Source organism: Burkholderia aenigmatica, assembly GCF_902499175.1.
Classification (GTDB): Bacteria; Pseudomonadota; Gammaproteobacteria; order Burkholderiales; family Burkholderiaceae; genus Burkholderia; species Burkholderia aenigmatica.
This window is the reverse complement of record NZ_CABVQC010000004.1, coordinates 1-20,310: the sequence shown is the minus strand read 5'-3', so window position 1 is coordinate 20,310 and position 20,310 is coordinate 1. Positions and strand designations below refer to the sequence as shown.

17 protein-coding genes and 2 pseudogenes are annotated in these 20,310 nt (G+C 60.7%); 10 read left to right on the top strand and 9 right to left on the bottom strand.

What is annotated here, in order from left to right:
• Nucleotides 1-2 precede the first annotated feature (2 nt).
• The 4 genes from BDO18943_RS04105 to BDO18943_RS04090 are packed head-to-tail and all read right to left on the bottom strand — an operon-like array spanning nt 3 to nt 3,555.
• Entirely contained in the window at nt 3-719 is a 717-nt protein-coding gene (locus BDO18943_RS04105; RefSeq protein WP_175021341.1) for an ABC transporter ATP-binding protein, read from the bottom strand.
• On the bottom strand, nt 716-1,519 hold the full coding sequence (locus tag BDO18943_RS04100; protein ID WP_175021340.1) for an ABC transporter ATP-binding protein: 804 nt from the start codon (nt 1,517-1,519) through the stop codon (nt 716-718). The genes BDO18943_RS04105 and BDO18943_RS04100 overlap by 4 nt, the downstream gene beginning before the upstream one ends.
• A gap of 42 nt (nt 1,520-1,561) precedes the next feature.
• Nucleotides 1,562-2,740, bottom strand: a complete 1,179-nt coding sequence (locus BDO18943_RS04095; protein ID WP_175021339.1) for an acetyl-CoA C-acetyltransferase — start codon at nt 2,738-2,740, stop codon at nt 1,562-1,564.
• 32 nt (nt 2,741-2,772) lie between these two features.
• Entirely contained in the window at nt 2,773-3,555 is a 783-nt protein-coding gene (locus tag BDO18943_RS04090; RefSeq protein WP_175021508.1) for an SDR family NAD(P)-dependent oxidoreductase, read from the bottom strand.
• Between the two features lie 193 nt (nt 3,556-3,748).
• Between BDO18943_RS04090 and BDO18943_RS04085 the strand changes: the two genes are divergently transcribed.
• The 9 genes from BDO18943_RS04085 (at nt 3,749) to BDO18943_RS04050 (ending at nt 12,690) form a co-directional block, all read left to right on the top strand.
• Entirely contained in the window at nt 3,749-6,376 is a 2,628-nt protein-coding gene (locus BDO18943_RS04085; RefSeq protein WP_175021338.1) for a LuxR C-terminal-related transcriptional regulator, read from the top strand.
• 131 nt (nt 6,377-6,507) lie between these two features.
• Entirely contained in the window at nt 6,508-7,731 is a 1,224-nt protein-coding gene (locus BDO18943_RS04080; RefSeq protein ID WP_175021337.1) for an ABC transporter substrate-binding protein, read from the top strand.
• Nucleotides 7,732-7,787: 56 nt separating this feature from the next.
• Nucleotides 7,788-8,561 (top strand): enoyl-CoA hydratase/isomerase family protein, encoded by a 774-nt coding sequence (locus BDO18943_RS04075; RefSeq protein ID WP_175021336.1) that lies wholly within the window; start codon nt 7,788-7,790, stop codon nt 8,559-8,561.
• Between the two features lie 43 nt (nt 8,562-8,604).
• On the top strand, nt 8,605-9,288 hold the full coding sequence (locus BDO18943_RS04070; protein ID WP_175021335.1) for a nitroreductase: 684 nt from the start codon (nt 8,605-8,607) through the stop codon (nt 9,286-9,288).
• A 276-nt stretch (nt 9,289-9,564) separates the two neighbouring features.
• Nucleotides 9,565-10,182: a TetR/AcrR family transcriptional regulator gene (locus tag BDO18943_RS04065; RefSeq protein ID WP_175021334.1), complete on the top strand. Its 618-nt coding sequence runs from the start codon at nt 9,565-9,567 to the stop codon at nt 10,180-10,182.
• A 78-nt stretch (nt 10,183-10,260) separates the two neighbouring features.
• On the top strand, nt 10,261-10,383 hold the full coding sequence (locus BDO18943_RS42940; RefSeq protein ID WP_265328596.1) for a hypothetical protein: 123 nt from the start codon (nt 10,261-10,263) through the stop codon (nt 10,381-10,383).
• A 467-nt stretch (nt 10,384-10,850) separates the two neighbouring features.
• A complete protein-coding gene (locus tag BDO18943_RS04060; RefSeq protein ID WP_175021333.1) occupies nt 10,851-11,276 on the top strand; it encodes a COG4315 family predicted lipoprotein in 426 nt (141 codons plus the stop codon).
• A 17-nt stretch (nt 11,277-11,293) separates the two neighbouring features.
• A complete protein-coding gene (locus tag BDO18943_RS04055) occupies nt 11,294-11,824 on the top strand; it encodes an RNA polymerase sigma factor (protein WP_175021332.1) in 531 nt (176 codons plus the stop codon).
• A gap of 8 nt (nt 11,825-11,832) precedes the next feature.
• Nucleotides 11,833-12,690, top strand: a complete 858-nt coding sequence (locus BDO18943_RS04050; RefSeq protein WP_175021331.1) for an anti-sigma factor family protein — start codon at nt 11,833-11,835, stop codon at nt 12,688-12,690.
• A 225-nt stretch (nt 12,691-12,915) separates the two neighbouring features.
• Here the strand turns inward: BDO18943_RS04050 and BDO18943_RS04045 are convergent.
• A pseudogene (locus BDO18943_RS04045) lies at nt 12,916-13,575 on the bottom strand (IS66 family transposase); the annotation flags it as partial.
• Nucleotides 13,576-14,034: 459 nt separating this feature from the next.
• Here BDO18943_RS04045 and BDO18943_RS04040 point away from each other — a divergent pair.
• Nucleotides 14,035-16,236 carry a glycoside hydrolase family 3 C-terminal domain-containing protein gene (locus BDO18943_RS04040; protein ID WP_175021330.1) on the top strand — a complete coding sequence of 734 codons (2,202 nt, stop codon included), beginning with the start codon at nt 14,035-14,037 and terminating at the stop codon, nt 16,234-16,236.
• Nucleotides 16,237-16,477: 241 nt separating this feature from the next.
• On the opposite strand, the gene BDO18943_RS04035 is transcribed toward BDO18943_RS04040, so the two are convergent.
• The 4 genes and pseudogenes from BDO18943_RS04035 to BDO18943_RS04020 form a co-directional block, all read right to left on the bottom strand.
• On the bottom strand, nt 16,478-17,896 hold the full coding sequence (locus tag BDO18943_RS04035; RefSeq protein WP_175021329.1) for a M20 family metallopeptidase: 1,419 nt from the start codon (nt 17,894-17,896) through the stop codon (nt 16,478-16,480).
• Nucleotides 17,897-17,976: 80 nt separating this feature from the next.
• Nucleotides 17,977-19,140: a M20 aminoacylase family protein gene (locus BDO18943_RS04030; RefSeq protein ID WP_175021328.1), complete on the bottom strand. Its 1,164-nt coding sequence runs from the start codon at nt 19,138-19,140 to the stop codon at nt 17,977-17,979.
• A 110-nt stretch (nt 19,141-19,250) separates the two neighbouring features.
• Nucleotides 19,251-19,469: a hypothetical protein gene (locus tag BDO18943_RS04025; RefSeq protein ID WP_175021327.1), complete on the bottom strand. Its 219-nt coding sequence runs from the start codon at nt 19,467-19,469 to the stop codon at nt 19,251-19,253.
• A gap of 140 nt (nt 19,470-19,609) precedes the next feature.
• Nucleotides 19,610-20,215: pseudogene (locus BDO18943_RS04020) on the bottom strand (branched-chain amino acid ABC transporter substrate-binding protein); the annotation flags it as partial.
• Nucleotides 20,216-20,310: the final 95 nt, after the last annotated feature.

Here is a 20,310-nt window from a genome sequence, read left to right as displayed (position 1 = left end):
GCTCACTCTCCGAGGTAGGCGCGACGCACGGCATCGTCGCCGCGCATCGACTCGCTGGTGCCGTGCTTGACGATGCGGCCCGACTCGAGCAGATAGGCTGTGTTTGCCAGCTCCAGCGCGATCCGCGCGTTCTGTTCCACCAGCAGGATGGCAACCTGCTGCTCGTCACGAATGCGGCGCATGATGGCGAAAATGTCCCGCACCATCATCGGCGCCAGACCGAAGGAGGGCTCATCCAGCAACAGCAGCGCGGGGCGGGCCATAAGCGCGCGCGCGATCGCCAGCATTTGCTGCTCCCCACCGGAAAGCGTGCCGGCCTGCTGCGCGCGACGCTCCTTCAAACGGGGAAAGTAGTCGTACATGCGCTCCACGTCTTGCTCGACTGCTCGCCGGTCCTTGCGCGCATGACACCCGAGGTACAGGTTTTCCTTGGTCGTCAGCCCCAGGAACGTCCCACGGCCATCAGGCACATGCCCGACGCCAAGCACAGCAATCTGTTCGGTCGAACGGTCTTCGATCTGCTGCCCACGAAACGTGACCTTGCCGCTTGTACGCGCCATGAAGCGGCAGATCGCGCGCAACGTGGTCGTCTTGCCCGCTCCGTTCGCGCCGAGCAGAGCCGTCACTTGACCAGCTTCCACGTTCATGTCGATGCCGTGCAAGACTTCCGACGCGTTATAGCTTGCCCGCAGATCGCGGATTTCCAAGAGCCGAGTCATGCTGCCCCCTCTTCTTCCGGTCCGAGATAGGCCCGAATCACGTCGGGGTGGTTGCGCACATGCTCAGGGCTCCCGTCGGCGATCTTGCGCCCGAAGTTCAACGCGACGATTCGGTCGCATACCCCCATGATCAGACCCATGTGGTGCTCCACCAGCAACACCGTCAGGTTCAGGCGCTTGCGAATGTCCAGAATGAGTTCGCCGAGACCGCTGAGCTCCTCATGGTTCAGGCCGCACGCCGGCTCATCCAGCAATAGCAACGACGGCTCGCTTGCAAGAGCACGCGCCAGTTCGACCCGCTTTTGTGTTCCGAACGGCAGGTCGGCGACAATCCTATGGGAAAACGCCTGCAATCCGACGAGTTCCAGTGCTTCATCCACGCGTGCTTGGGCCGCGCGTTCGGTGACGACAGCCCCCGGCAGTCGAAACGCGTCCGCAAGGAAACCGTTGTGGTGATGCGAATGGACGCCGACCAGTACGTTGTCACGCACCGTCATGGTCCGAAACAACGCCAAATTCTGGAAGGTTCTACCCACGCCCAGCTTTGCAATGCGATGTCTCGGCATTCGGGACAACACATGGCCATCGAAGTCGATCGTGCCGCTGTCGCAGCGATAGAGTCGGGACAGGCAATTGAACAAAGTGCTCTTGCCTGCACCGTTCGGGCCAATCAAGCCACGAACTTCACCCCGACGCACATCGAAACTGACACGGTCCAGTGCCACGATCCCACCGAAGCGCACGGACACACTGTCCACCGTGAGCAAAGGCGCCTCCGCGCGTTCTTGTCTTTGTTGCATCCCAGTCTCCATGGGTGGGCCTGCCCGGCCCGCGGCGCTGTATCAGAGGCGCTCGACGATCGTGACGTTCGCCATACCACCGCCTTCGCACATGGTCTGAAGGCCGTAGCGACCGCCGCGCTGTTGAAGGACGTTGATCAGCGTCGTCATCAACTTGGCTCCCGACGCGCCCAACGGGTGGCCCAGCGCGATCGCGCCGCCATTGACGTTCAGTCGATGGGGATCCGCACCGATCGCTTGCAGCCAGGCCAAAGGCACCGGAGCAAATGCTTCGTTAACCTCGTAGGCATCGATGTCCTGAATTTTCAGACCGGCCTTGCGCAAGGCAATCTCGGTCGCGGGAATGGGCGCCTCGAGCATGATGACCGGATCGTGGCCCATCACCGACATGTGATGCACGCGTGCGATGGGTTTGAGCCCGAAGGTCTTGAGGGCACGCTCGCTGACGACCAGGACGCCAGCCGCACCATCGCAGATCTGGCTGGCATTGGCCGCCGTGATGACGCCGCCTTCCTGCAGCAGCTTCACACCAGCGATGGCTTCGACGGTTGCATCGAAGCGGATGCCCTCGTCTGCAGCATGCATTTCACCCGTGGCACCGCTTTCCTTGGTACGGGCTTCCAGCGCGATGATCTCGCGCTCAAAACGCCCCTCTCGCGTTGCCACGGCGGCACGGCGGTGGCTCTCGAGCGAATACTCGTCCAGTTGCCGCTTGGTCAGTTCGTACTTCCGGGCGATCATCTCGGCGCCGGAGAATTGGCTGAACTGGACGCCGGGGAATCGCTCGTCCATGCGCGGGCTGTTGTACACGCCCAGGCCAGCCTTCCGCGGAAGTTCACTGGGCGTGAACATCGGTACGCGGGTCATGCTCTCGACGCCCGCTGCGATCACACAGTCCATGGTGCCCGACATCACGGCCTGCGCCGCGAAATGCAGGGCCTGCTGCGATGAACCGCACTGCCGGTCGATCGACGTCGCAGGCACCGCATTCGGCAGCGTGGATGCCAGCACGGCGTTGCGGGCAATGTTCATCGACTGCTCGCCGGCCTGACCGACGCAGCCCATGATAACGTCCTCGACTGCGGCCGGATCGATCCCGGTGTCCGCCACCAGGGTGTCCAGGACGACGGACGCCAGGTCGGCAGGATGCCAGCCCGACAGGCGGCCATTGCGACGGCCGCCTGCGGTGCGGCGGGCAGCGACGATATATGCTTCAGCCATGAATGCTTCTCCAACGGTAATAAAGGAATTGGTCAGCGGGGCGCCATGCGAATCGCGCCGTCGAGGCGGACGCACTCGCCATTGAGGTATCCATTGGTAATCGTGATTTCGACCATCTGGGCGAACTCGGTCGGCGAACCGAACCGTTTGGGGAACGGAACCGAAGCGGCAAGTGCGTCCTTCACCTTGTCGGGTGCGGCCTGCATCAGCGGCGTGTCGAAGATACCGGGGAGGATGGTGTTGACACGGATACCGTCGTCCATCAGGTCCCGGGCGATCGGCAGCGTCATGCCTACGATCGCTGCTTTCGACGCAGCGTATGCCACTTGCCCCATCTGGCCATCCTGCGCGGCGACTGACGCGGTGTTCACAATTACGCCGCGCTCTCCGTCCGGGCCCGGGGGCAAACCGAGCATTCCTGCTGCAGACTTTGCTGCACAGCGAAAGGTCCCTAGCAGGTTGATTTGAATGACCCGCTCGAAATCCTTCATCGGAAAATGTCGCCCGGTACCGGTGGTCTTGTCGCGACTCGCCGTCTTCGCGGGGTGGCCGATACCGGCGCAGTTGATCATGATGCGTTCCTGACCGTGTGCAGCACGCGCTTTGACGAAAGCAGCGTCCACCTGCTCGTCGGATGTGACGTCCACGGAGCAGTAGATTCCGCCGATCTCATTGGCCAACGCTTCACCCAGTTGGGCGTTGAGATCGAATAAGGCGACCTTGACGCCGCTGGTCGCCAGACGACGGGCCGTTGCAGCCCCAAGGCCGGAAGCGCCACCGGTTACGACGGCGGCAATAGAAGAATCAAGATGCATAGTGAGAGCAATGTCTGCTGGACGGCCATCCGTCCACTGCGCTTCGTAGTCTAGGGACGCACTTGGTGCGTTACCATCGTCGGAAGAGACGAGTGCACGCCGGACCTTCACAAGCAACAATTCGACACATCCCAGTATGCGATCCACTTCTGCGCCCCCAGTGTCTGCCAATCTCCCCCACCAGACCACACCGATGATTTCACTGGCCAAGCTGGCACCCTTGGTGCAACGCGCGGCTGAGGTGAAGCGCGCCGGCGTCGCCGGCCGACTGGCTAACGCCAGCGCGGTCAAGTTGATCCTCGTTCGTGCCCCCGCCGGATTTGGCAAAACCATGGCAATGGTCCAGATCCGTGAAGCCCTCGAAGATCGCGGGTTGGCGACAGCCTGGCTGACGCTGGATGCAGCCGACAACGACGTACCGCGTTTTCTGGCCGGCTTGTCAGCCGCACTCGGCCAAATGGGCCTCGAGCGAGGTGCCTCTGCGCAGGATCCGCTGGCTCAACTGGTATCGGAACAAACCCCGTACGCGTTATTCCTGGACGATTTCGAGGTTATCCGGGAAGGCGGCGTGCTCGGCCTGGTGCGAGAGTTGCTGGAGCAGTTGCCGCGCAACGGGCAAGTGATCATCGGCTCGCGCAACCTGCCCGACCTCGGCGTCGGTCGTTTGCGCGCGCGGGGCCTGCTACTGGAACTCGAAACGGATTCGTTGCGTTTCTCGCCTTCGGAGGCCGCAGAGTTCTTCAGGCTGCGAGGGGCCGAACTATCACTGGAAACCCTGGACCGCGTCCTTGGGAAGACGGAAGGCTGGGTAGCGGCCCTTTGGCTGCTATCGCTGGCGCTGCAACGTTCAGACCAATCCTCGGATGTCGTCGCGCGACTGTCCGCATCGGACCGCGATGTGGCCGACTATCTCACCGAAGAGGTGTTCTCTCAGCAAGAGCCCGTAGTTCGGGAGTTTCTGCTTCGCACGAGCGTGCTGCATCACCTTAGCGCGCCCGTGTGTCAAGCGCTGCTTCCACAGATCGATTGCGATGCCATGCTGCAGTCGCTGCACCGCGGCAATGTTTTTCTTATCCCGGTGGAGGATGCGCCCGATCTGTTCAGATACCACAGCCTGTTCGCGGACTTCCTGCGCCGTCAGCTCGAGCGGGAACGCCCCGACGATGCCGCGCGCCTGCACCTGTCCGCCTCCGGCTGGTACGAGTCGCAGCAGCGGCCCGTGCCCGCAATCGACCACGCCATTGCCGGTGGCGACTATCCGCACGCGCTGGAACTGCTCGAGCACCATGCGCACGGACTCCTCGAACAAGGCCGCATGCGCCTGCTCGATCGCTGGTTTACCACGATTACGCCCGAATTGTTGCGCGCTCGACCGCGGCTGCAGGTGATCGCGGTATGGGCACGCTGCTTCAGTCAGGGCCCGTGGACCGCGATGAAGTGGCTCGAAGAATCAGGCTGTCAGGAAAGCGACGATCCGCAGGTTCAGGCCCATGTCCGGGCACTCCTTCCGGTGCTGCTGGCGATGATGGATCGCTACGAAGAGGCCCATGAAGCGGGACATTCCGGCCTGGCTCGACTACCGACCGGCAATGCGTTCGTCGACAGCGTCCTGCTCAATGCGATGGCCCATATCCTGTCGGTCATCGGCGAGCGGAAGGAAGCGCACCGCTTCCTCGAGGACGCTCGCCATGCCCAGGCAGACGGAGCCTTCAACCGGATGTACACCGAGACCGTTGGGGGAATGCTGGACCTGCGCGAAGGTCACCTGCGCCAGGCTACGGCTCGCTTTCGCATGGCGGTCACCGCTACGTCGAGCACCTCTGCCTACAACTACGCACATGGCAATGCATGGGCCGGCGTACCCTATGCGGGGGCGCTTTACGAAGCCGACGACCTCGTGGCGGCCGAACGCCTGCTGAACGTCTACCTGCCCTTGGCGAGGGATGTCGGGCTGCCCGACCACATGATCTCCAGTCACCGCTTGCGCGCGCGCCTTGCGTTCTTGCGCGGCGAAGTAGACACCGCGTTCCTCACGTTGACAGAGCTCGAATACCTGGGCCATCAGCGCCAGTTGCCACGCGTCACTGCCAGCGCAAAGCTGGAGCGTTCGAGACTTCTGACGTTACAAGGCCATGCTGTTGCAGCGCGCGAGGAACTGGCGCGGGCCCTAGCGCTGGACGCCCTCAATTCCGATACGAAGCCCGCACAAGACGTCGATGATTCATTCATCGCACAGATGCGGCTTGATCTCCATGCTGGCGATCCCAATGCCTTGGTGCAGCCCCTAGAAGCCCAGTTGCGACTTGCCCAGCAGTCCGGCCGCCAGCATCGCGCCCTCAAGCTCCGCCTGTTTCTGGCGCTGGCCTTCTTTCGCAATGGTGACGTGGGTCGAGCGATGAACTGGGCGAATCCGCTCCTGCAGGAAACCTGTCGCGAGGGATTCGTCCGCTTGCTGCTGGATGAAGGCCCCATCGTGGCGCCGCTCCTGCATCGCATGCAATCGGGTTCGGTGGACTCCGTTCAAGACCCGATCCTGCAGGAGTACGTCCAGCGTCTGGCCGACCGCTTGGGCCCGGTCGGCACCGACGACGAAGCCGACACCGGCCACGCTGAATCCGGGCCCGCCGAACCGCTTACGCGCAAGGAGATTCGCGTTCTCCAACTGCTCGCTGAGGGCTACTCCAATACTGCGATGGCCGAAAAGCTGTTCATTTCCGACAGTACCGTACGCACACATCTTCGCAACATCAACACCAAGCTCAACAGCCGCAGCCGCACGCAGGCTGTGGCGATCGCGCGCCGGTTGGGCATCGTCCGCTGAGCAGCTTGTCAGCGGACGTGCAATTCGTCGCTTCCGACGATGGGGTGCCGGCTGCGCCGCGCCTAGGATGCCAAGGGACTACTAGCAGAAAAAACCCAGGTGCATCCGCACCGTGCATCCCAGGAGACACCATGACCGTCCGAATCGACCGCAGAACGTTTATCGCAGGCCTGGCCGCCGCTTCACTGATGCTGGCCACGACCGAAACCTACGCGCAAAAGAAATACGATCCCGGCGCCACCGATACCGAGATCAAGATCGGCAACATCCTGCCCTACTCGGGCCCCGTATCGGCCTATGGCACGATCGGCAAATCGGCTGCCGCCTATTTCGCAAAGATCAACGCCGAAGGCGGTGTCAATGGCCGCAAGATCAATTTCGTCTCGGTTGACGATGCCTATACGCCATCCAAGACGGTCGAGCAGGCTCGTAAGCTAGTCGAACAGGATCAAGTACTCGCGATCTTCCTGCCGCTCGGGACGGCCAACAACCTCGCGATTCAGAAATACCTGACGATCAAGAAGGTACCGCAACTCTTCGTCGGCTCGGGTGCCACCCGCTTCGGTGAAGTCAAGCAGAACCCGTGGACCATCGGCTGGCAGCCCACCAACCACGCCGAGGCCGTCGCATACGCACAGCACATCCTGCAAACCCAGCCGAATGCCAAGGTCGCGATCCTGATGCAGAACGACGACTTCGGTAAGGACTATTACCAAGGCATCGTCGACGGCCTGGGAAACAAGGCCAAGTCGATGGTGGTCTCGTACCAGACGTACGAGACGACCGATCCTACGGTCGACAGCCAGATCGTGTCGATGAAGGGCTCGGGCGCCGATACGCTGATTCTGCTGACCACGCCGAAGTTCTCGGCCATGGCGATCAAGAAGGCGGCTGAAATCGGTTGGCAACCGACTCGGTATGTCGTCAGTTCCGCCAGTTCCGTGGGCACGGTTCTCAAGCCGGCTGGCTTTGGTGCGTCCAAGGGCGTGATCAGTGCGACCTATCTGAGGGATCCGACGGATCCGGCCACGAAGGCAACGAAGGAGTATCAGGATTACGCGGCCTTCATGAAGCAGTACTACCCTGCGGGCGATGTGTCGGACACGCTGAACGTGCTCGGCTATTCGATTGCCCAGACGCTGGTGCAAACCTTGAAGCAGGCGGGCGACAACCTCACGCGAGAGAATGTGATGAAGCAGGCGCTGAGCCTGAACGTGACCCTGCCGATGCTTCAACCCGGGATCAATGTGCAGACGTCGCCGACGGACGCCTATCCGATCAAGAAGCTGCAGTTGATGCAATTCAACGGAACGCGCTACGAGCTCATGGCCGGCGTGTTCGGCAGCGGCAAGTAACGTCGCTGGTGTTTCGCGGGCGCCGTCCGGCGGCGCCCGCTCCGCGGAGAGCAACTTTGGATTTTCGATTTGAGCGCATCGAGTCCGGTGCCGTCTTCACCATTACCCGCCCCAATCGGTTGAATGCACTCAATCGAGTCGTCTGGGACGGACTGGAGTCTTGTCTCGACGCAGCGGAACTGGATGGCACGCGATTTCTGCTGATTACCGCCGAAGGAGAACGTGCCTTCAGCGCCGGTAGCGATCTGAAAGACAACGCTATCGAGACGTGGGATCAGCAAGCCAAGAAGAACGACCGCGTTCGCAATTTGCTGCTGCGCCTTTCTCAATCACCATTGTTCACTATCGCTGCGATGAATGGTACGGCGTTCGGCGGAGGACTGGAACTCGCCCTTGCGTGCACCGTTCGGACCGCGGTGAAAAATGCCACATTCGCGATGCCAGAAATTCGCTTGGGCGTGATGCCGACCTACGGCGGGACTCAATTCCTGCCGGCCGTCGTCGGTCGCTCACGCGCCGCCGAATTGATGCTGACCGGACGAGTGCTGGATGCTCAGGAAGCCCTGATGTGGGGGCTCGTGAGCTACGTAAAAGAAGACCGCACTGCCCTGCTGGACCATGCGATCACGCTAGGAACCGAGGTGGCAGGGTTCAGCACCATCGCGTATCAAAGCATCCTCGACAGCCTTCCCGCGACCGACGGCTCTGCCGACCAGGCCGGGATGGACAGAGAGGCCACACGGATGCGGCGAGTGCTCGAAACCGACGACGCGAAAGAAGGTATTGCTGCTTTCCTCGAGAAACGCAGACCGGTCTTCAAAGGCCAATGAGATTCCCCGACACGAACACACGCGCGCATGCGCGATAGAGTCCATGACAGACACGCCCCTTTTCGACGCTCTGCAATCCGTTCTCGACGCTCGATTCAGTTGCCGCGGCTATCTCTCCCAGGAGGTGCCCGCCGAAACGATCGACGCGATTCTCTCGATCGCACAACGCACGCCGTCCTGGTGCAATTCTCAGCCGTGGCACATCATCGTCACCCGGCCCGCCGCCACGAATCGGCTTCGCTCCGCGTTACAGGCAGCATCCGCGTTACCCAACGATCAGTGGGAAATCGCGCCGCCTGCGGAATACCGTGGCGTGTACCGCGATCGCAGGCGCACCTGCGGGTTGCAGTTGTATGAGAGCGTCGGTATCGCCGCGGGAGACCGGGAGGCTTCCGCTCGCCAAGCCGAAGAGAATTTCAGGCTGTTTGGCGCGCCACACGTGGCCGTCATCACGACCGAAGCGCTGCTCGGAACCTACGGTGTTCTCGATTGCGGCGCATACGTGAACAACTTCATGCTCGCTGCAGCAAGCCTTGGTGTGTCTGCGATCGCGCAAGCCGCCCTTGCGTCCAAAGCGCACGTCCTGCGCGAGATCCTGTCCATCCCGCCGGAGCGACGCGTGGTCTGCGGCATCTCCTTCGGTTACGCTGATCCTTCGCATCCCGCGAATGCATTTCGAACCGAAAGGGCCCCGCTGGATCAGGTTGCCACATTCGTCACCGAGTAAGACACCAATTGGTTCGTTATCCGGGTGACCACCTGGATAACGAGCTCGCACTCGCAACAGCGCCTCACCGAAGCCCATGCCACGTGATGCCGGGCAGGCAAAACCTCGCCCGGGAAGACTCACTGAGTCCAGTACTACCCGAAAGTATAGATTCGACGTCATGGTAGTATCCGCCATTCGCATACTGCGGCTACCGTCACCGTGTTTCGATCTGCTCTTGCCTTGTGCAAGGCAGACAGTCACGGAGGCGGAGACGACGGATCTGAGGGAGTCTTCATGGGCGCTACCGCTTCACCGTGGAAGAAGGCTGAAGCTCGCGAAAGCGAGAGAGAACGAAAACGGCTAGCCGTTCTTCGAACCGCCGCACGTCTTTTCAATGAAAAGGGGTTTCATGCATCGTCTCTGGATGAGGTCGCCGAGCGGCTCCACATAACGAAGCCGACGGTCTATTACTATGCAAAGAACAAGGACGAAATCCTGTTCGAATGCGTACGCATGGGTCTGGACATGATGCAACAGGCGATCCGCAATATCACGGTGACGGGGGGCAGCGCAGTCGAGAAGTTTGAAGCGGCCATGCTCGAATACGCCAAGATCGTCACGATGGATTTCGGTATGTGCGTGATTCGCACCGGCGAAGAATCCTTGATTCCGGAGAACCGGGTCAAGCTTCGCAGGCTCAAGGCAGACATCGATCACGAGTTCCGGATTCTTCTCGAGAAGGCCATAGAGGAGAAAGCCTTCGCCCCTATCGAGCCCAAGCTTGGTGGCTTCGTTGTCGCAGGCGCGCTGAGCTGGATTGGCCGCTGGTATCGTGAAGACGGAGAAATGACCGCAGAAGAGATCGCTCGCCAAGCCACTTCCATCTTGTTGAATGGCCTGCGAGCACGATGAAGTCGTAGCCGCTGAGCAATCGCGGTTGCTGGGCCGAACCCCGCCATATCCACCTCTACATCCAGTGACTGTTGTCAGTTGACCGTGTCGCCGCGGATGCAGGGCGTGTGGGATACGTCGCGCAACGGCTGGAAGGTCGTGCCGGGCGGAACAGTCTATGTCGGCGCGTCGTCGCGCGATATCCGGCTGCAGGGCGGTTGAGTAACCAAGCCCGAGTTTCGTGGTGAACGGAACCTCGCCGCGTCCCGCGTTCATGATGCAATAACTTCGATCAGGATGTCCCGCTTCGAGCGGGGCAAACGGGACCGGTCCCATCGCATTTAATCCGTGCAGTTCGTCTTCTTCCGCATGTCCCGGCGGACTACCTATCGCCATGCGCAGCCTCACGTTTCCCCTGAGTGCTCACCCTCAAGGCCCCAGGATGCTCACGTGATCTGGGCATCCTGCACAGCCGAGAACGCGTTCGAGACCACACACGACAGGCGGAGGTTGGCTGAAGGGAGCGCCGAATACTGAGAAATTCGCGTCAACTACAGTCAGCGATACAAGCGGCCGGCGTAGCGTCTCGCCTGGAGTAAAAAAATAGAAGGAGTGGAATAAATGCGCTCTGCCGCGCGTTTACTGCGTGATTCGGCGTGATCGATACGCCCCACTGCCAAGGAGAAGAAGTGAGCCAACGCAAGTCCTGTCCCCTCTCGATCGCACGGCAGTTGATTGCCGTCGGCGCAACAGCAGCCGCCCTGACTCTCAGCGGTTGCGCAAGCCACAACGTCGAGATGTCGTCGGCCCCAATGTCGGTCAAAACGGCTGATGGTGTCCTGACGGACGCTCACGGAATGACGCTGTATACCTTCGATCGCGATACGGTCGCTGGCAAGAGTGCATGCAGCGGCAACTGCGCAATCAAGTGGCCTCCGCTGACAGCCGATGATACCGCCAAGGCTGGGGGTGATTACACCCTTATCGTCCGCGACGACGGTAAGAAGCAATGGGCCTATCACGGTAAGCCGCTCTATCTCTGGTCGCTGGATAAGGCGCCTGGTCAGGTCACGGGCGATGGTTTCATGAACGTCTGGCATACCGCAAAGCCGTAAGCACACGTCGCCCATCAATGTCAGACCTCGCTGAGCGCTTGATCGCGCTCTCTCCAAGACTTCGGCGGTATGCGCGCGGTCTGACGGGCGATGCCGCCCGCGCCGACGACCTCACCCAGGACACGCTGGAACGCGCCTGGCGCTTTCGCTTACGCTTCCAGCTATCGTCGACACTCGGTGCCCAGAACGATAACGACGGACTGTTCCGGTGGCTATTGACGATCATGCATCGTCTGCATCTGAGCGCAGTGCGTCGTCCAGACCGAGTGGAGACTACAGACATGCCGCCTGAGATCGCTGTGGACGACGATCCAAGCATACGCCGCGATCTCCTGCGCGCACTCGCATCACTGCCTGATGATCAACGAAAGGTGCTGCTGCTGGTGGGACTCGAGCAACTTGCTTATCGTGAGGCTGCCGTGGTTTTGGGAGTACCGCTAGGTACGGTGATGTCGCGATTGTCACGAGCACGCGAACGCATGAGGGCGGCGCTTGAAGGTACGCCAGTGCCATCAAGCGGTCGCAGCATATTACGTCGCGTAAAATGAGTTCGATCATGCCCGCTACTTCTGTTCACGTCGACGATCTCAACGCATATGCAGACGGTCGCTTGCCGGCCGCGCGCCGGCAAGCGATCGAAGCATATCTTGCGGCGAACCCTGATGCCGCCACCCACGTAGCAGCCTGGCGTCGGAACGATGCACTCCTGCGTAGTGAACTCGATCCGCTCCTGAACGAGCCCCTTCCACAGCATCTCATACCACCATCAATCCTCGTGGCGGCACGGAAGGCGCGGTGGTCCAGCAATGCCAACGTTCAAAGCAGGCTGAGGATATTGGCAATGAGTATCGGGTGTCTTGTTGTCGGTATCGGCGCAGGTTGGGTGGGGAGAGGCGCCCTAAATGAGTCAGTACCGATGCAGCGTTTTGCAAATGATGCGCTCGTATCTCACGTTGTATATGCGCCAGAACGCAAACACATGGTGGAAGTTCCGGCTGGTGACGAAGCTCATTTAGTCGCATGGTTGTCGAAGCGACTTGATGCCCACTTGTATATTCCCGATCTGGCTCCGCTGGGTTACCGATTAATCGGGGGGCGCCAGACTGTGGCAGCCGATGCCCCGGCGGCCATGCTAATGTATGAAGACAAAACCGGCACACGCATCTCGGTCCAGTTGCGCCGCATGCCGAATGACCGAGACACCGCCTTCCGTGTCGAGATGTTGCCGCCGGACATCGGAGTCCGGGTCGCAGCATTTTCTGAGATTGATCGGCCACGCCCTATGGCGTTCTATTGGGTAGACCAGGGCCTTGGGTTTGCAGTATCCGGGCCACTGGCACGCCCGAAACTGTTGGCCGTGGCGCAGGCTGTATATCAGCAGTACTCGCTACATCTCACCGCGCGGGAGCGCTGAACACGTGTTCTCGATAGCGGGTTGGCCGCGAGCGTATCAGAGCATGTCTTCCACCCCATTCAAATAAGAATACAGACGTGCGATAGCCACTTTGTGAATATCCATGGCCCTCTGCGCCGATAGTCAAGAAACAAGCCCCATCCACTTTCGCAGCGATCCAAGACACCTCGTAAGCACTCGATCAGCGCCGTAGCGTAGGTCGTTGACGGCAGGAGAATCGCGATGCTAGCGGATGAGCTCGGCGTGAGCAGTGGACCGCAACGACGGCGCCGCGTTCCACGGCAACAACTCGTCAATGCGGTAGATCGCATGGTCGGCGATGCGCTCGAGCACATAGGCGAGATACGCCTCGGGATCGAGACCGTTCAGCCATGCCGGGCCGATCGAGCTATACATTGCGGCGGCACGCTCGCCATCGGAGTCGGCGCCGCGAGCAAGTAATTCCGCCTGCCGAGGGCGACGCCGCGCCGTGCTCGCTCGGCGATCAGGTTGTCAATCTCCGCACGCCCGTCGCTTCAGTAGTAGATGAACGATGGCCAGCGTTTCAGCGCGTACCGAATCGCCTTAGTCGTGTCGGATTTCGCAGAGAGCGTGGCGAGCATCGCTTCAAACCACCGCTTCATGTCGTCAAGCAGCGGCACCACTCGCGCCTGGTGCACGCTAAGTCGTTCATCAGGTGGCTCTTGCCGCGGATCTGCTCTTCGATCTTGTAGAGCACGCAGATCCGGCGCAGAGCCTCTTCCGTCACGTCGTTGGGACGCACGGCATGCAGGTCGTGGCTCTTACGACGCGCGTGCGCCATGCAGGCAGCTTCTTGGACGCAGTCGTCGCGGTACAACTCAGCGTAGCTGCAAACGCGTCGGCCTGCAGCACGCCGGCGTCGTCATCGAACGTTCCTAGACGGTACTGGTCTCGCGCATACAGTAAGTTAGCGTTGTGCACCGGCATACTTCCGAAGAGAGTCCTGCACGGGTACTTCTTACTCTTCCACGCGACGTAATCGGAAACGACGACCGTCATTTTTTCGTCGGTCCACCACGAAAAATAAAAAACCTACTCGTCAGTAGAAATACCATTGCCGTAGCGAGACTACACACCTACCATTGGCCACTGCAGAGAATCGCTACATCCGATTCGGCAACGCCGGGCGGCCCGTACGTAGGCACCCGCATCAACCGTTCGGACTTAACCGGCCGTAGCGGCTCCTCGCCTGATCTGGCATGCCGACGCCACATCACCCCGCATTGTCAGCCGAATGCGTTCGATGCGAATCCATCAGACGCGTGCAACTCCAGAACCTCATTCGAACAACGAACAACGAGCAACATCAATACGGAGAGAAATATGCGGGACAAACTCTGGCCGGCCGCCGTGCTGGCAGCGATCCTCTGCACCAACGCCTACGCGGCCAACGCTGAATTCAACTCACAGGGCGATGTCACCGACGCGTTCGCGTCGTCCGCCGCGCAGCAACGCGCCGACCTGCTCGTGCGAAAAATGACATTAGACGAGAAACTTCAATTCATCCATTCGAAATACGGAATGTTTCAGGTTCCCGGAGGTGGTGCAGGCTACATCCAGGGCGTGCCGCGGCTCGGCATTCCCGATCTCGATATGGTCGATTCGGCAATCGGCTCCGGTAGCGGCTGGCAAACCAGCTCGACGTTCCCCGCGACGATCGCCGTCGCCGCGAGTTGGGATCGCCGCCTGTCGTACGACTACGGCAAGCAGGTCGCGATCCAGTTGCGCGCGCAAGGGTTCGGCATGGGTCTCGGCGGCGGCACCAACCTCGCGCGCGAGCCGCGCGGCGGTCGGCTGTTCGAATATCTCGGCGAGGATCCACTGCTTGCCGGCGACTTGCTCTCGGAGCGGATCCGGTCCACTCAGCGACAAAAAGTCATCGCAACCATCAAGCACTATGCCGGCAACGAACAGGAACATAACCGTTACGGCGGCAATAGCCAGATCGACGAACGTACGCTGCGCGAGCTCTACCTGATGCCATTCGAGATCGCCGCGAAGCGCGGGCAGCCGGGCAGCGTGATGTGCAGCTACAACCGCCTGAACGGCGCGTACGCGTGCGAGAACCCCCACCTGTTGAACGACGTGCTGAAGAACGAATGGGGCTTCCAGGGCCAGGTGCAGTCCGACTGGGGTGCAACGCACAGCACCGCTGCCGCGATCAACGCCGGGCTCGACGAGGAAGAAGACGTCGCGCCAAGCACGTACTTCACGCCGGCCGCCGTGAAGCAGGCGATTGCGAACGGCTCGGTCTCGACCGCGCGCCTCGACGACATGGTGCGCCGCAAGCTCTCAGTGATGATCCGTGTCGGCGTGATGGACGATCCGGCCAAGGGCGGCGGCACGATCGATTTCGCGGCCGCGAACCGGTTTGCGCAGGGCGTCGCCGAGCAGTCGATCGTGCTGCTGAAAAACGACGGCAACCAGTTGCCGCTGGCGGCGTCGGCGCTGTCGCGCATCGCCGTGATCGGCGGCCACGCCGATGCGGCCGTGCTGTCCGGCGGCGGCTCCGGTAATACGCGCGTTCCAGTATCAGGTTCGTTCGCGGGCTGTGGCGGCCTGACATTCGGTTCGTCTACGGGCTGCAGCTGGTGGCGCAATCCGTGGCTCAAGGTCGACGTGCCGATCGTGTCGGCGATCCGCGCGCTCGCGCCGGCCGCGCAGGTCACGTTCTCCGGCAACAGCGACCAGCAGTCGCCGTTCCGCGCATACACGCAGCAGGAAATCGACCAGGCCGCGGCGCTCGCGGGCCGCTCGGACGTCGCGGTCGTCGTGGTCGCGCAACCGGCTGGCGAGGAATTTGGCGATCTGCAAAGCCTGAGCCTCGCGAATCCGTCGAACCAGGACGCGCTCGTTGAAGCGGTTGCGCGTGCCAATCCGCACACGATCGTCGTCGTCCAAAGCGGCAATCCGGTGCTGATGCCGTGGAAGGACAACGTGTCGGCAATCGTCGAGGCGTGGTATCCGGGCGAGGCCGGTGGCAAGGCGATCGCGAATGTGCTGTTCGGCGCGGTCAATCCGTCCGGCAAGCTGCCCGTCACGTTCCCGGCGCGCGACCAGGATACGCCGACCTGGGGGCAGAACGGCGCGTTCGAGAACGATCCCGTCTACGCCGAGAAGCTGAACATGGGCTATCGCTGGTACGACGCGCGCAACATCAAGCCGATGTTCGAGTTCGGCTACGGGCTGTCGTATACGCACTTCGCGTATTCGGGGCTGTCGGTGTCGCGGCAAGGTGACGGCTCGCTGAACGTCGCGTTTACCGTGCGCAATGACGGGCGAGTCGCAGGCGCGGAAACACCGCAAGTCTATCTCGGCGTGCCGTACAAGGACGAACCGCCGAAGCGGCTGGTGGGCTGGGAGAAGATCCAGCTGAACCCGGGCGAGGCGCGGCACGTCCACGTGACCGTGTTGCCGCGGATGCAGAGCGTGTGGGATACGTCGCGCAACGGCTGGAAGGTCGTGCCGGGCGGCACTGTGTATGTAGGCGCGTCGTCGCGCGATATCCGGCTGCAAGGTAGCTAAGCGCCCGCGACTACGGGGGCCAGGCGGCAACTCACTGGCCCCCGGAATCTGACACGAATCGTGCCGGGTAAGCCATAGCGTGGTCCAGCTGCGCTAAATCTCCGCTCATTCGCGTCCAGCCGTTCATGCCGGCGGGACATCGCGCGCGATGCACGGTGTCCGTCCAATGCGCATGTCGATACGCGATTGAATGCAGGGCATTGTCGACAGATATCACGTCTGCGTTGTCTCCCGCAATACCCTATTGGCGAAGCGTCGAGGCAATTCGAGCCCCGTCCTCGCCGAGGTCCCACCACAAGCCGGCCATGATAGCCAACGCCTCTCGCCCCAACGAACCAAGGAAGTGTTCATTCGGTGCGTGTTGCGAGCACGCAGGATACGAATGTGGGACCCAGACCGTCGGCAAACCAAGCGTCTTCGCAAATACTGCGTTGGGCACCGTGCCTCCCAGATTGGGAATGAGCGCGGGCGTCTTTCCGGAGGTACTGTGTATCGACACCAAGGCCCACTTCACCCAAGGATTGTCGAGGTCAAGCCGTGTAGCCGCGACACCTGGCTTGACGAACACCTTCACGTTCGCGAAGCCGTGCCGGCTTAGGTGAGACTCAAGATAGTGCTGTGCATTTTCCCAGTCGGTTCCGACGACAAAGCGCAGTTGGCAATGAGCCCGTGCCGTCGGCGGGATAGCGTTTACCGGAGCATCCGGATTGCCGGACTTGAACGCGAGCACCTCGATAGCGTTCCATGCTAGTACACGTTCGGCCGGTGTAAGACCTGGTTCGCCCCATGTGGCGTCGATTGCAGGTGCATTGTCGTCCGTGCCCAATTCGATGTCGGCGAGTGCCTCGCGCACAGCAGGCGACACCGGGGGCGGAAGCAGTCCGTCAACCTGGATACGACCGTCTTTTCCCACAAAGCTCGCTATCGCGTGCGCAAGTTCGACCGCCGGATTGCGCAACACGCCTCCCCAGTTGCCGGAGTGATGTCCGCCGTCACGCAGGTTCACTTCGAGATCGAAGTTCAATTCACCGCGAGACCCGAGAAAAATCGTCGGTCGTTCCGCTGAAACGCGCGGCCCGTCGGACGCCAGAAAGAGGTCGCCGGCCAGATATGCTTTCTCCGCCGCGCAGAGCTGGTCCAGGCCTGGCGAATCGATCTCTTCGCCAGCCTCGAAAATCACCTTCACGTTGTAGCCGAGCTTGCCGCCACGTGCGTCAATCACCGCCTCGAGTGCTGCAAGATTGACCGAATGTGGCCCCTTGTTGTCGGCGATTCCTCGACCATACCAGCGGTCCCCGACCACGACGATTTTCCACGGTTCAAGACCGGAATCCCATTGTTCGTCGTAGCCGCGCACAACATCCGCGTGACCATACGTGACAACGGTGGGAAGATCGTCGCCCTCTTGGCGAACCGCAAGCAGCACCGGTGCGTCAATCCCGGACGGATTCGAGACGATCCTGCACGCAAATCCGAGTCGCTGCAGTGTAGGAGCGATTTCATCGATCAAGTATCCATGCAGCTGCGCAGCGCCCGACGGTTCCTGACTCTCAGTCCGGAAACCTACGCGGCGATCCAGGTCTCGACGGAATTGACCCGAATCGAAACACGCAAGTGCGGCCGCTATCGCACCTTCACGGGTACCAGTCACATCACTCATTGGACTCTCACTTTCCATGCGTCGAATGCTGGCCACGTCGCCATTGCCGGGACGCTGTCTCGGCTTTTCACTTCTCTTGGTCAGACACCGGCGAGTGCCAGGCGTGCAACTTCAGCAAAATACCGAGCCCCGATAGGCAGAATATCGTCGTTGAAGTCGTAAGTCGCGTTGTGCAGAGGCACCCCGCCCTTTTCGCCCGTACCGCCGTTGCCGATGAAGATGAAATTACCCGGAACAGCCTGAAGGAATGCGCCGAAGTCTTCCGAGATCATCATCGGTTGAACGTTCGGATCGACATTTTGGATGCCGGCGACTTTGGTCGCGGCCGCCACTGCGACATCAACGTACTCGGGTGAATTCACGGTCGGTGCGAACTCGTGTGTGTACTCGAAGTCGCATTCAACTCCGTGCATTCGGCAAACTCCCTCGCTGACTTCACGCATGCGCGTCGCGAGCAGTTTCTGCACGTCCGGCGAATAGCTGCGCGTGTCACCTTTGATAGTCACATTAGACGGAATCACATTCCGCAAGCCATCAGTAATGATCTCCGTGCACGAAATCACTGCCGGCAAGCTCGGATCAAGATTGCGTGAAACGATCGTCTGCAAGCCAAGCACGATCTGCGCGGCGAGCACGATCGGGTCGACTCCCATATGCGGACGGGCCGCATGCGTGCCACGCGCCTTGATATGAATGACGAAGTTGTCTTCACTGGCCATGATGCCGCCAGGCCGCGTCGAGAATGACCCTGCGGGCATACCGGGCATGTTGTGGGCGCCAAAGATTGCGTCGACGGGGAAACGCTCGAACAGGCCATCGTCCATCATCGCCTTTGCGCCCTTGCCATGCTCTTCAGCCGGTTGGAAGATGAATCGTACGGTACCGTCGAAATCGCGCTGTTCCGATAGCAAGCGCGCTGCTCCAAGCACCATCGCCATATGCCCATCATGCCCGCATGCGTGCATCTTCCCATGAATGCACGACGCATAGGCACGCCCGGGTGCGTTCTCCTTAATGTTCAGCGCGTCCATATCTGCTCTCAGGCCGATCGCACGCGTCCCGTCCCCGACTTTGAGGTTCGCCACGACGCCGGTTCCACCTATGCCTTGGTGGACCTCGAGGCCGAAGCTCTCTAGCAGGTTGGCAACGTAGTCCGAGGTCGCTACTTCTTCAAACCCGGTCTCGGGGTTGTGATGAAAGTGATGTCTCCAATGCTTCAATTTTGATTGCAGTGTGCTTTCCATACTCACAATATCCTTGGAATTCGAAATCAAACTTGCCCTAACCACGGCGATCATCAGTTGCTTCGGTGACGGCAGTTCGGGAGTCGCCCGTGGGCCGCTCCGATCCGAAATCAACGGATCGTGCCGGGCACATGCACGGGGACATATTCATCTTGACAATGCACGGTGGGGAGTTCTGCTGATGCACCGTCTCCGTGAAAATAATATTTCGAAACCCACTGAATTTTGGCGCGTTTTTTAGCGTAGATTTGCAAGGAAATTTCGCCCCACCCACCCGCCGATTGCGCCGGCTGGCCAATGCGAACGTTGTTGATCGCGTACACGGCCATCCTCACCTCCAAGAGGGTTACCCTCTCACGATCGTGAGCATGAGGTCCCAGGGAACAGTACAGGACGGAGAGGATTGTGCACGCCGGCAAGTTCGCGTGGTCCCCTCCGTTTGAGCGCTCTCCAAACTTGAGATTTGCGCTTACCTTACGACGCTCTGATCGCGCCACTCACCATTACCGTACCGACGGACAGTGATCGCGCCATTACGAATATCGCCGCTCGCGTCAAATTGAATCGCCCCGGTAACGCCGTCCATCCGAAGTTCGCGGAGCTTGGGTAAATACGCCTTCGGGTCAGTCGATTCCGCCAGTTGCATCGCGTTCGCGAGTGCCATCGTCGCATCGTATGAATACGGCGCATACAACTGAACCGGCACGCCGAAGCGCTGCTGGTAGCGTTTGAAGAATGCCTCCCCCTGCGGCATGCGAGCACGTGGCACGCCCGCAAGCGTGCAGTACACATCCTCGTTCATCGCTGCGCCTGCAAGTGTGATGAACTGCGGGGTGCATGCCTCATCGCCAGCAATCAGTTTTGCCTTGATTCCAAGCTTGCGAGCCTGCTGTGCAAATGCAGCGGCCTGCGTGTCCCCGCCGGAGAACATGATGGCTGAGGGTGTGTGGTTCTTGATGGTGGTAAGAACAGCCATCCAGTTAGTTGTCTTGTCCGTACCGTATTCACGGTCCACGACCACGCCGCCTGACGCCTTGACAGCCTTTTCCACTTCGTCGGCCAAGCCCTGACCGTAAGCCGTCCGGTCATCGACCGGCGCGAGTCAAGCTAGTTGTCGTCTCGGTCATGCTGCCAATGGCTCTATATCGGTCGAGCGCGTATACGTTTTGA